Annotated in this window: 10 protein-coding genes and 2 tRNA genes; 3 read left to right on the forward strand and 9 right to left on the reverse strand. The window is 68.1% G+C overall.

Annotation, left to right across the window (positions count from 1 at the left end; all coding sequences use genetic code 11):
* Positions 1-77: 77 nt before the first annotated feature.
* The 3 genes from G9E11_RS08135 to G9E11_RS08145 form a co-directional block, all read right to left on the reverse strand.
* Positions 78-527 (reverse strand): RrF2 family transcriptional regulator, encoded by a 450-nt coding sequence (locus G9E11_RS08135; protein ID WP_190604632.1) that lies wholly within the window; start codon positions 525-527, stop codon positions 78-80.
* Between the two features lie 98 nt (positions 528-625).
* Complete coding sequence (locus G9E11_RS08140) at positions 626-1,108, reverse strand: hypothetical protein (protein WP_190604634.1); 483 nt, start codon at positions 1,106-1,108, stop codon at positions 626-628.
* 8 nt (positions 1,109-1,116) lie between these two features.
* Positions 1,117-2,535 (reverse strand): phosphomannomutase/phosphoglucomutase, encoded by a 1,419-nt coding sequence (locus G9E11_RS08145; RefSeq protein ID WP_190604636.1) that lies wholly within the window; start codon positions 2,533-2,535, stop codon positions 1,117-1,119.
* Between the two features lie 128 nt (positions 2,536-2,663).
* On the opposite strand from G9E11_RS08145, the gene G9E11_RS08150 reads away from it, so the two are divergent.
* Positions 2,664-4,877, forward strand: a complete 2,214-nt coding sequence (locus G9E11_RS08150; protein ID WP_190604638.1) for a RecQ family ATP-dependent DNA helicase — start codon at positions 2,664-2,666, stop codon at positions 4,875-4,877.
* Here the strand turns inward: G9E11_RS08150 and G9E11_RS08155 are convergent.
* From G9E11_RS08155 to G9E11_RS08165, 3 genes are all read right to left on the reverse strand, one after another.
* Positions 4,822-6,297, reverse strand: coding sequence for an MFS transporter (locus G9E11_RS08155; RefSeq protein ID WP_190604640.1), 1,476 nt, complete (start codon positions 6,295-6,297; stop codon positions 4,822-4,824). The genes G9E11_RS08150 and G9E11_RS08155 overlap by 56 nt on opposite strands.
* A gap of 154 nt (positions 6,298-6,451) precedes the next feature.
* Positions 6,452-6,539, reverse strand: a tRNA-Ser gene (locus G9E11_RS08160).
* A 214-nt stretch (positions 6,540-6,753) separates the two neighbouring features.
* Positions 6,754-9,009: a prolyl oligopeptidase family serine peptidase gene (locus tag G9E11_RS08165; protein WP_190604642.1), complete on the reverse strand. Its 2,256-nt coding sequence runs from the start codon at positions 9,007-9,009 to the stop codon at positions 6,754-6,756.
* A 61-nt stretch (positions 9,010-9,070) separates the two neighbouring features.
* Here G9E11_RS08165 and G9E11_RS08170 point away from each other — a divergent pair, with 61 nt between their 5' ends.
* Positions 9,071-11,092: an FAD/NAD(P)-binding protein gene (locus G9E11_RS08170; protein ID WP_190604644.1), complete on the forward strand. Its 2,022-nt coding sequence runs from the start codon at positions 9,071-9,073 to the stop codon at positions 11,090-11,092.
* A gap of 176 nt (positions 11,093-11,268) precedes the next feature.
* On the opposite strand, the gene G9E11_RS08175 is transcribed toward G9E11_RS08170, so the two are convergent.
* The 3 genes from G9E11_RS08175 to G9E11_RS08180 form a co-directional block, all read right to left on the reverse strand.
* Complete coding sequence (locus G9E11_RS08175) at positions 11,269-12,090, reverse strand: VOC family protein (protein WP_190604646.1); 822 nt, start codon at positions 12,088-12,090, stop codon at positions 11,269-11,271.
* A gap of 116 nt (positions 12,091-12,206) precedes the next feature.
* Positions 12,207-12,338 carry a hypothetical protein gene (locus G9E11_RS21380; protein ID WP_284691168.1) on the reverse strand — a complete coding sequence of 44 codons (132 nt, stop codon included), beginning with the start codon at positions 12,336-12,338 and terminating at the stop codon, positions 12,207-12,209.
* Positions 12,339-12,641: 303 nt separating this feature from the next.
* Positions 12,642-12,729 (reverse strand) — tRNA-Ser (locus G9E11_RS08180).
* Between the two features lie 113 nt (positions 12,730-12,842).
* Here G9E11_RS08180 and G9E11_RS08185 point away from each other — a divergent pair.
* Positions 12,843-13,826 (forward strand): NAD(P)H-quinone oxidoreductase, encoded by a 984-nt coding sequence (locus G9E11_RS08185; RefSeq protein WP_190604647.1) that lies wholly within the window; start codon positions 12,843-12,845, stop codon positions 13,824-13,826.
* Positions 13,827-13,916: the final 90 nt, after the last annotated feature.

The raw sequence follows: 13,916 nt of genomic DNA on the forward strand, positions 1-13,916 counted from the left end.
GTGCGGGGGCGGCCGGTTCAGGCGCGGTTCTTCGGGCGGGCGAACACGGCCAGGCGGGTGGGCGGTCAGGAGGGCGGCTAGGCGCCGGGGCGCAGACCGATGGCCTCGAAGACGGGTGTCATCTGCCGTGAGGTGGGCAGTTCGGCCACCACGACGTCGTCGAGCTCGCGGTAAAAGGCCTCGCGGGCGCGGGCCATGGCGCCGCGGAGCCGGCACTCATTGATGAGCGGGCAGCTGCCGGCCGGACCGATGCACTCGGCGGCGTCCTCGCGGGTATCCAGCTCCCGCAGGACCCGGCCCACGGTGACACGGCGGCCGGCCGCGCTGAGCCGCGAGCCCCCGTTCCGGCCACGCTCCACGTCAATGAGCCCGAGCATGCGCAGCTTCGCCACGGCCTTGCTGACGTGGTTGTAGGGGGTTCCGACGGCGTCCGCGACGTTCTGGGTGGTCAGCAGGCCGCCCTCGGGCGCGGCAGCGAGCACCATGAGGGCGCGCAGGCTGACGTCCGCGAAGGCGTTGATTTTCATGCTTCTAGCCTAAATGACCTGGGCAAATCGACGTTCCGACCAGCGCGGCGGGTGGCTGTGCGCGCCTGGTGCCGGCGCACTTCGCCGTTTCGCCCGGTCTAGTCCGTCCAAATGACAGGCTCGTTGGAGTCGGCGGCAAGGTCGCCGAACTCCCACTCGGTGCCCCCGGTGATGGCGGCGTACGGCAGGACCGCTGCGAACACCGCGCCGTCCCGGTGCTCGGTGGCCACATGGATGGCGTCCGAGTCCTCCTCGACCAGGGTGATGTCGCAAACAATGGCGGCGGCGCGGAACTCGTCCCGGTGCTGGCGCAAAAGCTCCGTGATGTCGCGGATCATCGCGTCGGCGTCGAACTCGCTGTCCCCGTCCGCATCCGGATCTGCCGGCGAAACAGCGACGAGGCGCACATCGCCGTCGTTCTCCACCACGAGGGCGAACGGCGGGAACCCGCCGCTGCGCTCAAGCTGCTCCTGGGCCGCCGCCATTCCGGTGCCCAGCAGGTTTTCCAGATCCGTGGCCGTGGACTCCGGCACGGATGCGCGCCACGATGACTGGGCCGGGGTCGAGTCGGGTGATGCCACGGGCAGTCCTAGCTGCGGACCAGGGCCAGCACGCGGTCGCGCACCCGCTCCATCGTGGCCCGGTCCGTGGCTTCGGCGTTCAGCCGCAGGTACGGTTCGGTGTTGGAGGGGCGCAGGTTAAACCAGAAGCTGCCGTCGGCGGCGGTGAAGGTGCTGCCGTCCAGGTGGTCCACCGCCACGTCCTCGGTCTCGAAGTCGGCCCGGACGCGCTCCACGGCGCCGGCCTTGTCCTCGATTTCCGAGTTGATTTCACCGGAGGAAACGTATGGTTCGTACTCCCGGCCGAGCTCCGAAAGCGGGCCGTCCTGTTCACCCAGTGCGGCCAGCACGTGCATGGCGGCAAGCATGCCGGTGTCCGCGTTCCAGAAGTCGCGGAAGTAGAAGTGTGCGGAGTGCTCCCCGCCGAAGATGGCGCCTTCCTCTGCCATGACGGCTTTGATGAAGGAGTGGCCCACCCGGGTCCGTACCGCCCGGCCGCCGTCTTCGGCGACGAGTTCCGGTACCGCGCGGGAGGTCAGGAGGTTGTGGATGATGGTGGGATTCGCCTCGCCCTGCGCCTTCGCGCGGGCGATTTCCCGGCGGGCCACCATGCCGGTGATGGCCGACGGCGAGACCGCCTCGCCCTTTTCGTCGATGACGAAGCAGCGGTCGGCGTCGCCGTCGAACGCCAGGCCGATGTCCGCGCCGTGTTCGACGACGGCGGCCTGCAGGTCGCGCAGATTTTCCGGCTCCAGTGGGTTGGCCGGGTGGTTCGGGAAGGAGCCGTCCAGTTCGAAGTAGAGCGGAACAATGTCGAAGGGCAGCTTGGGCAGCAGCGTGTCGCCGAGGACGGCCGGTGTGGTGAGTCCGGCCATGCCGTTGCCGGCGTCCACCACCACCTTGAGGGGGCGCGAAGCGGAGAGGTCAACCAGCGTGCGCAGGTACTCGGCGTAATCCTTCAGCACGTCCCGGACACCGATCTGCCCCCGCGTTTCGGCAGCGGGGATGGAGCCCGTGTTCAGGTACTGCTCGGCGAGTGCCTGGATCTCCTTGAGGCCGGTCTCGGAGGAGATGGGGACGGCGCCGGCCTTGGCCATCTTGATGCCGTTGTATGCGGCGGGGTTGTGGCTCGCGGTGAACGTGGCACCTGCGGCGTTCAAGGCTCCGCACGCGTAGTACAGCTCGTCCGTGGAGATCAGGTCCAGCAGCTGGACGTTGGCTCCCCGGGTGGCGGCACCGCCGGCGAACGCCTTGCTGAACTCGGGGGAGGACGGGCGCATGTCCCCGCCGACCAGGACCGTCTGTCCCTCAAGGCCAAGCACGTCAACGAACGCTGCGCCTACGGCTTCGACGATTTCAGCGGTGATGGAGTCGCCCACGATGCCGCGGACGTCATACGCCTTGAACGAGGCCGAAAGGTCAAAAGTACGGGTCTTGTCGCTAGTCACGGCACTTATCTTACGGGCACCCGCGCGGCGGCCTGTGAAGGGGAAGTCACAGAAGCGCACGCCGGCTGTTGTCCACATGGCGGGTCCGCTGGGTTTGGAGTGTCAGAGGCGGCTGGGATACTGAATCAATGGCAAATAACCAGCACGCTCCTGTCCTTGCTTCTGCCCCCGGCCCCTCCGGTACCGGCGCCGGAACGGACCACGAAGCGGTCACTGGGACCCGCGGCCAGGCCCTGTCGGTGCTGCGCGAGCTGGTAGGCCGGCCGGACGCCGACTTCCACGACGGCCAGTTCGAGGCCATCGAAGCGCTGGTCGACGGCGGCCGCCGGACGCTTGTGGTGCAGCGGACGGGCTGGGGAAAATCCGCCGTTTACTTCGTGGCGTCCCTGCTGCTCCGGCGGCGCGGGGCCGGACCCACCCTGATCGTTTCGCCGCTGCTGGCCCTGATGCGGGACCAGGTGGCCGCCGCCGCCCGGGCAGGTGTCCGGGCCGTGGCTATCAACTCCGCCAACCAGCTGGAGTGGGATACGGTGCGGGAGCAGCTTGCTGCCGACCAGGTGGATGTCCTGCTGGTGTCCCCCGAGCGGCTCACCAATCCTTCGTTCCGCGAAAACCAGTTGCCAGAACTCATCCGGCGCACGGGGCTGCTGGTTATCGACGAGGCCCACTGCATCTCAGACTGGGGCCACGATTTCCGGCCCGACTACCGTCGCATTGCCGACCTCATCGCCGAGCTGCCGGACACCGTGCCTGTACTGGCCACCACAGCCACTGCCAACTCCAGGGTGGTCCACGACATCGAGGAACAGCTGGGCGACGGCGTGCTGACCATCCGCGGCGCATTGGGCAGGGAGTCGCTGCGGCTCGGGGTCCTGGCGCTGCCCGATTCGCGCGAGCGTCTGGGCTGGCTTCTGACGCACCTGGCCGATCTGCAGGGCAGCGGAATCATCTACACCCTGACAGTCTCCGCCGCCGAGGACACCGCCAGGTTGCTCGCTGAGGCGGGCCACGAGGTACTGGCCTATACCGGCCGCACAGACCCGGCAGACCGGGAGAGGGCGGAACAGCTCCTCAAGGACAACCAGGTCAAGGCACTGGTGGCCACCTCCGCGCTGGGGATGGGCTTCGACAAGCCGGACCTCGGTTTCGTGGTGCACCTCGGCGCACCGTCGTCCCCGGTTGCCTACTACCAGCAGGTGGGCAGGGCAGGCCGTGGCGCCGCCAATGCAGATGTCCTGCTCCTGCCCGGGTCCGAGGACCGCGAAATCTGGCAGTACTTCGCCACGGCCTCCATGCCCTCCGAGGAGAAGGCCACGGCTGTGCTGACCGCGCTGGCGGAGGCGGGCTCGGCCGTGTCCACCGTGGCTTTGGAGGCCCGGGTGGACCTGCGCCGGACGCCGCTGGAACTCCTGCTGAAGGTCCTCGCCGTGGACGGCGCAGTGGAACGGGTGGGCGGCGGCTGGCGCTCCACCGGGATGCCCTGGACGTACGACGCCGAACGGTACCGCCGCATCGCGGAGGCCCGGGTGGACGAGCAGGACTCCATGGTCATCTACCAGGACACCGCCGGGTGCCGGATGGAGTACATCACCTCGGTCCTGGATGACGAGACCGCCGCCGCCTGCGGCCGCTGCGACAACTGCGCAGGGAGGTGGTTCCCCTCGGAGGTCGCCTCCACAGCCACGGAGGCTGCAGGACAGACCCTCAGCCGTGCGGGCATCGTGCTGGAGTCCCGGCTCCAGTGGCCCAGCGGAATGGACCGCCTCGGGGTGCCGGTGAAGGGCAAGATCAAACCTGACGAAAACGTAGCGGACGGCCGGGTCCTCGCCAGGCTGACCGATTTGGGCTGGGGCGGGGCGCTGCGCGAACTCTTCGCGGCCGGGGCCTCGGACCGCGCTGTCGATCCCGGCATGCTGCAGGCCTGTGTCCAGGTGCTCCGCGAATGGGGCACCGGTGATTCCCGGATTCCGGGCTGGAGCGGCGCAGGCAGGCCTGCGGCGATTGTCAGCATGCCCTCGCGCAGCAGGCCCGAACTCGTGGACTCCCTGGCCCGTGGCATCTCCCAGATCGGCCGCATCCCGTACATCGGCCAGCTGCAGCTCGAGCACGGCGGGCCCACGGGCGGACGCGGCGGCAACAGCGCCTACCGGCTGGCCGGTGTGTGGGACCGTCTCGTGGTGGGGGAGTCACTGGCGGCAGAGCTCGCTGGCCTGGGCGGAGGCAGCGTGATGCTCATCGACGACCTCGTGGACAGCCGCTGGACCGTCACCGTCGCGGGACGCGCGCTCAGGCGGGCCGGTGCGGGCGCGGTGCTTCCGCTGGCGCTGGCCCAGGCCGGCTGACCTCGGCCCCCGCGTGCCGGTGGAGCATCAGGCTGTCGGCGGTGCTGAGGAGCATCAGCACCGCAATCGACAGGAACGCGCCGCGGTAGGCGGCCACGCTGCTGCCGTCCGGTCCGGCTGACAGGACGCCGCCAAGCCCGGACGAGAGCAGGGATTCCGACCCGAAGAGGCGCAGCAGCAGGGCGCCCACCGCGATGCCGGCCCCGGTGGCCAGCTGAACGAGCGTTGCCGAGACGGCGTTGGCCGACGTCAGCTGCCCCGGCACGATGTCTGCGTACTGGACCGATGCGTACGCGGAGAAGCCGATGGAACGGAACGCCCCGCTAAACACCAGGAGCCCGAACACCAGTGGTTCCGGTGTGGCCGGGGTCAGCATCGCGCAGAGGGCGAAGGTGGCTGCCGACGCCAGGGATGCGAACACCAGCACCGGCTTGAACCCGAAGCGCCTGATGAGCGGCGTCGTGGCGGGTTTGATGCCGATGTTCCCGATGAACACGGCGGCCACCATGATGCCCGCGTGCAGGGGGCTCCATCCGAATCCGTTCTGGAACATCAGCGGCAACAGGAACGGCACGGCACTGATGGTCAGCCGGTAGATGAAGCCGCCCGAGTTGGTGGCCCGGAAGGTGCGGGTGCCGAACACCGTCAGGTCAAACAAAGGGTGGGCGGCGCGTCGCATCCAGAAGACCGCTGCTGCCAGCGCGAGAACCCCGGCCAGAATGCTGGGCCAGGTCCACAAGCCGCCGGGGTGTCCGCTGGCCAGTTCAAGGCCCGCAACCAAAGCGCCCACGCCGGCTGTCGTCAGGGCAAGCCCAAGCCAGTCCAGCCGGCGGGTCCGGTCGCCGGGAACGGCAGGAACCAGGCGCAGGGCGGCGAGGAAGGCTGCGGCGCCGAGCGGCAGGTTGATCAGGAAGATCCAGTGCCAGGACAGGTAGGTGGTCAGGGCGCCGCCCACCAGCGGTGCGAGGACCGGAGCCAGCAACCCCGGCCAGACGAGATAGGCGGTGGCGCGCAGCAGATCCGACTTTGGTGTCCCGCGAAGCACCAGCAGCGTCCCTACCGGCACCATCATTGCCCCGCCCAGGCCCTGCAGGACGCGGCTGACGGTCAGCATAGTGAGGTCCTGGCTGGCGGCGCACAGCAGCGACGCCAGGGCAAAGACAGCGATGGCCAGACAAAAAATCCGCCGGGGCCCAAGGCGCTCCGCCAACCAGCCGCTCAGCGGGATACCCATGGCCACTGTCATCAGGTAGGCGGTCATGGTGATGTTCACGCTGGCCGACGGCACCCCGAAGTCCCCGGCGATGCTTGGGATGGCGGTGGTCAGGACCGTCCCGTCGAGGAACTCCATGAAGAACGTGGCCGCCACCAGCAGGGCAAGCTTGGGGCTCCAGGCCTCGCTGGCAGAAAGCTTGTTCATGCAATCATCCTGACACCGGAATGAGGTTTATTGCCTTGGCGGTCCGGCACGCGGACGGCCGGAACGGCCTGAGTAACGGCAGGTCTGGCGGGCAAGCGGCAGGGAAACGGCCCGGGAACGCAAACGGCCCCGGTCCAGGGACCGGGGCCAAACGCGGAGACGGGGGGATTTGAACCCCCGGTGGAGTTGTGCCCCACACTTCATTAGCAGTGAAGCCCATTCGGCCGCTCTGGCACGTCTCCAATTGCTATTCCTAGCCCACCAAGGATACGCAGAACCGGCCACCCAGTGCAAAACGGCCGGGGCGGCCCGCCAAAAACGCGCCAGCTCCGGCAAACCACCGGAGCTTTTGTCCAGATAATGCGGGCTCAAGGGTCCCTAACTCGCGATATCTGGACGAAAACTCCACGAAGACGACGCGGAAACTCCAGGAGACGACGCGAAAACTCCAGGAGGTCAGGCCGTGCCTTCCGCCAGCGCCTTCCACAGGAAGTGCTGGCTGCGGCCCTGGAGCGCGGCGGCCTGCCGGTTGTCCGAGGCACCGGCATGCCCGCCCTCCAGCGCTTCGTGGAACCAGACGTTGGGGATGCCCATGGCCAGCATGCGCGCGGCCATCTTCCTGGCCTGCACGGGACCCACCCTGTCGTCGGACGTTGCGGTCCAGATGAAGGTGTCCGGATACTCCACGCCGTCCTTCAGCTGGTGGTACGGCGAGAAGGTCCTGATGAATTCCCAGTGCTCGGGCAGGTCGGGGTCGCCGTACTCGGCAATCCATGAGTGACCGGCCGACAGTTTGGTGTACCGGCGCATGTCCAGCAGCGGCACCCCGCAGGACACCGCACCGAACAGTTCGGGATACCGCGTCAGCATGTTGCCCACGAGCAGTCCGCCGTTGGAGCCGCCGACGCAGCCGAGACGCTCGCGGCTGGTGACGCCCCGGGAGATCAGGTCCCTGGCCACCGCGGCAAAGTCCTCGTAGGCGCGGTGCCGGTTTTCCTGCAGTGCGGCCCGGTGCCAGGAGGGGCCGTATTCCCCGCCGCCGCGGATGTTGGCCACAACATACACGCCACCCCGGCTGTGCCCCTCCGCAAGGCCGTCGCCGGGAACTGCGGCAGTCCGCCGCTCCAGCCACGCCCGGCCGATGGTGCCGCTGTACGCCGGCGTCCGCGAAACCTCGAAGCCGCCGTAGCCGGAAAGCTGGGTGGGGTTCTGCCCGTCGAGCACCAGGCCGCGTGCGGCCACCTGGAAGTACGGTACCTTCGTGCCGTCAGCGGAGACGGCGAAGTGCTGCTGCACCTCATAGTCCGCCTCATTGAAGAACGACGGCGACGCCTTCACTTCCGCGTGGCTGCTCACCACGCCTGCCACTGGCGTTTCGCTGGAAGACCCGCCGGAAGTCCCGCCGTCGGCGGCGACCGTGGTGAATGTCCCGCGGGTCAGGGTGCCGCGGGTCAGGGTGCTGGGCGTCGTGAAGCCGGTGGCCACGAGCCAGAAGTCGTCCCCGCACCCGCCTTCCGCCTCGTCCTCGTCATCCACCGCGAAGGCATTGACATCGTGCAGCGGCGGGCAGGCATCGAGCAGCGAGGACCGCCACGAGTCGGCCGGATCCAGCACGCGGATTTCCGAGGACACGTCCTTCAACAGGTTCAGCAGCAGGAAGTTCCGGGTCCAGCCCCAGGATTGCAGGGATGTGTGCGCGTCCGGGGCGAAGAGGACTGTCAGTTCGCGCTCACCGGACAGGTACGCGCGGAAATCAGCGGCGAGCAGGGAGCCTGCCGCGTAGGTGGTCCCGTTCACCGTCCAGTCACGCTGCGGCCTGAACAGCAGCCACTCCCGGTGCACGCCCGAGTTCACGTCGGTGGGCACGTCCACCGGCACCCAGCCGCCGTCCTGCAGCACCGAGGTTCGGCGGTTGAAGAAGTCGATCCAGTCCACCGCGAACGTCCGCTCAAAGCCGGGCGTGGAGTCGTGGGCCACGATCGCCATCATGTGGTCCTCGGGGATCTCGAAGATGCGCGGCGCATCGCTCAGGGCCTGGCCCCGGCGCCACCGCACGGCGGTGCGGGCGTACGAGGACGCCGTGCGGGGGAGATCCTCTGCGGTGCTGGCGACCAGCAGCGTGTCCGCATCGAGCCACGAGACGTTTCCCTTCGCCGTCGGGAGATCAAAACCGCCGGCAGCGGGATCAACGAAGGCACGGGACTCGACGTCGAACTCGCGGTAGCGGTTGGCGTCGCCGCCGTCGGGGGAGAGCGCCACCAGGGCGCGCCGGTACGGCTGCCCGGGTTCCGGCCGGAGCAGGTTTGCGCCGTGGAAGACCCATTCCACCCCGTCGGCAGCCGCCAGGGCATCGACGTCGAGCAGGACGTCCCACTCCGGGGCATCAGTGCGGTAGCTGTCCCAGCTGGTGCGGCGCCACAGGCCCTTGGGGTTCTGCCGGTCCTTCCAGAAGTTGTAGTACCACTCGCCATGTTTGCTCACCATGGCGATCTTGTCCGTCGAGTCCAGCACCTCGAGGATCTCGCCCTCGAGCCGGGCGTAGTCGGCGTCCTCCAGCAGATCCTGGGTGCGGGCATTCTGCTCGCGCACCCAGGCCAGCTGTTCCTCGCCGTAGATGTCCTCCAGCCAGATGTTCTCGTCAGTGGGCGCGGGCGCGGTCTCTGTGGGAGCGGCGCCGGACGCGGGGGCAGAATCAGCTGCGGTGGTGGTCATGCGCCCATCCAAACAACATCCCCGCTCAGCTAGCAAGTCACATGCCGATACTCTGGAAGGCGTGGTTATTTCGCAGAGCATCCGGACGGCGCTCATCGGCGCCGGTCCGAGGGGTACCAGCGTGCTGGAGCGGCTGCTCGCCAACTGGTCCGCCGCCCGCCCTGCCGGAGCCCGCCTGCACATCGACGTCATCGATCCGTTTCCGGCCGGCCCGGGGCACGTCTGGCAGCCCGGCCAGTCCCGCCTCTACCTGATGAACACGCAGTCGTTCTACCCCACGCTGGTTCCCGAGGACACGGGGCTGGCCGCGCCTTTGGCCGGCACCACCTTCGACCGCTGGCGGACAGTCCAGCAGCGCAGCCTCCTGCCGGAGCTCACCAATGACGAGCGGGCGGAGCTCGCCGTACTGGGATCCGGCGACTTCCCCAGCCGCGCCATCTACGGCCGCTACCTGCGGTCCACGGTCGAGGAGCTGCTCGCCGCGCTGCCCGACGGCGTCACGATCGAGATGCACCAGGCGACGGCTACCGCTGCGCGCCGGCAACCGGACGGAAGGTTCGAGGTCGAACTGGACAGGGGCGGACTGGACGGCGGCGAACCCGACGGCGACGAACCGGGCGGCGGCGAACCGGACGGCGGCGGGATCCTCACCGTCGATTCGGTGGTGCTCGCGCTGGGCCACCTCGCGTCCCGCCTCAGCCCGGAACAGCGCGAACTGCAGGCTGCCGCCGCCCAATTCGGCCTGCGCTACCTTCCGCCCGCCGTCCCGGCCGACGTCGACTGGAGCGTGATTCCAGCCCAGGAGCCGGTGCTTGTCCGCGGGATGGGTCTGAACTTCTTCGACGTAATGGGCCAGCTCACGGAGGGCCGGGGCGGGAAGTTCGTGGAGGCGGGGGACGCCCTCGAGTACCTGCCCTCGGGCCAGGAGCCGATCATCTTCGCCGCGTCCCGGCGCGGAACGCCGTACCGGTCCAAGGCCACCCTCGCGGGCTACTACCCGGCGTCGGTCACGCTCCGCTACTTCACCGGGAAGGCACTGCAGAGGTTCGCGGCCGCCGGGATTGTTCCGGCATTCGACCACGACCTCTGGCCGCTGCTCCACCGGGACGCGCTCTGGGCCTACTACACGACCCTGGTGCGCGCACAGCCGGACGCCGTACCGGACCACGCCGCGTTCCTCAAGGAGCTGGACGAGGCCCTGCACCCGCATGCCCACAGCACCGGCCGGTGGGAAACGGACTTCAACGCTGTCGTCGGCCGCCATGTCCATCCGGCCAGCAGGCTGGACCTGCGCGGCCTGGCCGCCCCGCTGTCCGGGCGGAGCTTTGCTTCCCGTGCCGAGCTGGATGCCGCCGTCGTCGAGTATCTCGACGACGATGCCCGGCGCTCAGCGCTCGGCGAGGACGACCCCGTCAAGATGGCCATCGGCGCGCTGCACCACGGCCGCGCCGTGCTGAAATCGGTGGTGGCCGACGGCGGGATCACCGATGAGTCGTGGGTCGCCGGCCTGCGGGGCTGGTTTGAGTCGCTGGTGGAGGGCCTGGCCAGCGGTCCTCCGGCGCTGCGCGCCGAGCAGCTGGCGGCTCTGGCACGCGCCGGAATTGTCAGCTTCGTGGGCCCGGACCCCAAGTTCGGCGTGGCGCGCGGGAAGCGCGCCTTCACCGCCGCCTCGCCGTGGGTTCGGGGCGGTGCCGCGGAAGCACACACGCTGGTGGAGGCGCTGGCACCGGCCAACCGGGTGGCCCTCAACGAGTCCCCGCTGCTGGAACAGCTCCTCGCCGACGGGCTCGTCCGGCCGCGCACCATGATGACCGTGGAAGGCACCCCGGTGCAGTCCTCAGGTCTCGACGTCCAGCCGCACCCGTACCGGCCCGTTGCCGCGAACGGCGAGGTCACGGACCGGATGTACGTGCTGGGGCTGCAGCTCTCGGCCACTCAGTGGGGAACGGCCATCGCCGCCGAGGCGGCCCAGCGGGCAGGTCCGGTGTACCCCAGCGGGCAGCGCACGCTCCGCGACGCCGACGAGATCGCCCGCGCCATCCTCGGCCTGCCCCCAAACGCTTCCTCAGCTCCCGTCGCCTGATCCCAAACGCGTCCTCAGCTCCTGCCGTTTGAGGGCGGACGCGTCCTCACTCCCGTCGCCTGAGCGCGGACGCGTCCTCAGCTCCCGGCGGAGTGCCACCCCTCGGGCGAGCACAAAAATGCCGGCCGGCAGCTTCCTGCGAAGCTGCCGGCCGGCATCCATTCAACCGAACGTAACTACAGGGCGCCCTGTCCGCCGGTTTCGGCGTCGCCCGCGTTGCCCTGGCCCGTGTCGGCCACGAGCTTGAATCTCGCCCCGGTGGGGTCCGTCAGCGTGGCCAGCCGGCCGTGGGGTGTGTCATCCGGTCCGTCAAGGACCGTCGCACCCAAACTGACGGCCTTGTCGATGGAAGCGTCAGCGTCCTCCACAGCGAAATAGACCACCCAGTTGGAGGGGACTTCGGAGGGAAGGTCGGCCGATGCGTCATAAATCCCGGCTTTCGCCTCCCGGCCTGCGCCCAGGGTTGTGTACCGGAACTCCGGGGTGTCGCTCATGACGTCGGTGTCCCAGCCAAACACGTCCTGATAGAACTTCACCGCGGCGGAGTAGTCCTTGGTGTGAAGCTCGTGCCAGGCCGGGGCGCCCGGCTCGCCAACAAGCTCGTAACCGCGCATCTCCCGCGGCTGCCACACACCAATCGCGGCGCCGGAAGCATCACCGAAGAACGCCATGTGGCCCTGTTCCGGGACGTCCATGGGCTCCATGTACACCTGGCCACCGTTTGCGGCCACCGCCGCGGCTGTGGCGGCGGCGTCGTCGGACCACAGGTAGGTGGACCACATGTCCGGCATAGCCTCCTGGCCCTCCTGCTTCTGCATGATGCCGGCGACGGTCTTGCCGTTCTTTTGGGCGGTGATGTAGCCGCCGTACTTTTCCTGGTCTCCGGTCTGGAAGTCCCAGCCGAACAGTTCGCCATAGAACTGTTTCGCCTGGTTGGCATCGGTGGTCATAAGGTCGACCCAGCAGGGGGCGCCGGGCGTGGGTTCGGGCGTAGGCATAGTCTGCTCCTGGTGTGGTTTGCGGGACGTTCCCGCAGGTCATGGAGGTGCTACGGACAGAACCGACACTATGCCGGGGGGTGTGACAGTTTCAATGGGGGTGCGACGGGGTGCGCTCAGCGCTGGTCCGAGTATGACGTGCCCGGCTCCTGGTCGTCGTCGGCCTCGATCCACTCGGTGAAGTCCTTCAGCGACATGCACCAGTAGTAATCCGAGTAGCGCAGGCTCTGTTTTTCAGCCTTGCCCATGACCTCGACCCCCACATGCAACGGTGGATGCGGAATCTCTCTCCCGCGGTCGCGGGATAGAGCGGTGCTGATACAAGTGAACGCCTTCCGGCAACGGCGCGCATCAGTGGCGCGTACTCGAATTCTGCCGGACAGGTACTCGGAGTACCTGTTTTCCGGCCCCCCGTCCGCACCCCTACTTGCTGGTGGAGAGAGCCACTACTTGCCGACGCAAAAGGCCGGCCCAGCCAACCTTTCGATTGGCCCGGCCGGCCTTCAAAATGACCGCCAGCGTAGTGCTTTCGCACGGCCCTGACTCCTGCGCGGAAGGTAAGAGATTCGAACTCTTGGTACGGGGTTACCGCACACTGGTTTTCAAGACCAGCTCCTTCGGCCGCTCGGACAACCTTCCCTAACTAGTAGTGTTTCATAGGCAGTTGGCTGCAACAAAAACCGCCGCGTGGCAGTTGTCGCCGCAGCACAGTATTTTTGGGGCAGGAATCAGCTAGAAATCGGGAGTTCGCCATGAAAGCCGTCTTTATCTCGGAGCCCGGCGGGCCGGAAGTTCTGGAAATCCGTGAAGTGCCGGCTCCCCAGCCGGGCCACGGTGAGGTCCTTATCGATGTTGTGGCGGCCGGCCTGAACCGCGCCGACGTCCAGCAGCGGAGGGGCTACTACCCGCCCCCGCCAGGTGCTTCGGAGATCCCCGGGCTGGAGGTGTCCGGCAGGATCGCGGGTTTCGGCCCCGGCGTCACCAAGCCGTTTTCCGTCGGAGACAAGGTAGTGGCGCTGCTGTCCGGCGGTGGCTATGCGCAGCAGGTCGCGGTGCCCTCGGAACAGGTGCTGAGGATTCCCGACGGCGTGGACCTGGTTACCGCTGCGGCCCTGCCTGAGGTGGCGGCAACCGTGTACTCAAACCTGGTCATGACGGCGCAGCTGCAGCCGGGGGAGACAGTCCTGATCCACGGCGCCACGGGAGGCATTGGCACCATGGCCATCCAACTGGCCAAGGCATTGGGGGCCACGGTGGCAGCCACCGCGGGCACCGACGAGAAAGTCAGTACCGCCAAGGCGTTCCTTGGCGCCGACATCGCCATCAACTATGCGGAGGAAGACTTCGCCGAGAGCCTGCGTGCCCAAAACGGGGGCAAGGGTGCCGATGTCATCCTGGACGTCGTGGGCGCCAAGTACCTGCAGAAAAACGTTGACGCCCTGGCCGATTACGGCCGGCTCGTCGTCATCGGGCTGCAGGGAGGCGCCAAGGGCGAACTGGACCTCGGGCAGCTGCTGCGCAAGCGCGCGGCCATCGTGGCCACAGCGCTGCGACCCCGCCCTACAGCCGAGAAGGGTGTCATCATGACGGCGGTCAGGGACTCCGTGTGGCCCCTCGTTGCCGACGGGCGGATCCACCCGCTGGTGGCGAAGACCTTCCCGCTGGACCAGGCCAGGGCGGCCCACAAATACTTCGACTCCGGCGAGCACGTGGGCAAGGTCCTGCTGGTCATGTAGGGCCACACCCGGTGCAGTAGCGGTAGATACTCAGTATTGCCACCCAGCGAAACACGGACTAGGCTCGGGGAATACGCAGTATGCACGCGT

The sequence above is a fragment of the Arthrobacter ipis genome (assembly GCF_014694315.1).
GTDB lineage: Bacteria > Actinomycetota > Actinomycetes > Actinomycetales > Micrococcaceae > Arthrobacter > Arthrobacter ipis.

Coding starts and splice junctions, on each gene's coding strand:
- G9E11_RS08135 (WP_190604632.1), bottom strand. CDS start 527: ATGAAAATCAACGCCTTCGCGGACGTCAGCCTGCGCGCCCTCATGGTG.
- G9E11_RS08150 (WP_190604638.1), top strand. CDS start 2,664: ATGGCAAATAACCAGCACGCTCCTGTCCTTGCTTCTGCCCCCGGCCCC.
- G9E11_RS08155 (WP_190604640.1), bottom strand. CDS start 6,297: ATGAACAAGCTTTCTGCCAGCGAGGCCTGGAGCCCCAAGCTTGCCCTG.
- G9E11_RS08165 (WP_190604642.1), bottom strand. CDS start 9,009: ATGACCACCACCGCAGCTGATTCTGCCCCCGCGTCCGGCGCCGCTCCC.
- G9E11_RS08175 (WP_190604646.1), bottom strand. CDS start 12,090: ATGCCTACGCCCGAACCCACGCCCGGCGCCCCCTGCTGGGTCGACCTT.
- G9E11_RS21380 (WP_284691168.1), bottom strand. CDS start 12,338: ATGGGCAAGGCTGAAAAACAGAGCCTGCGCTACTCGGATTACTACTGG.
- G9E11_RS08185 (WP_190604647.1), top strand. CDS start 12,843: ATGAAAGCCGTCTTTATCTCGGAGCCCGGCGGGCCGGAAGTTCTGGAA.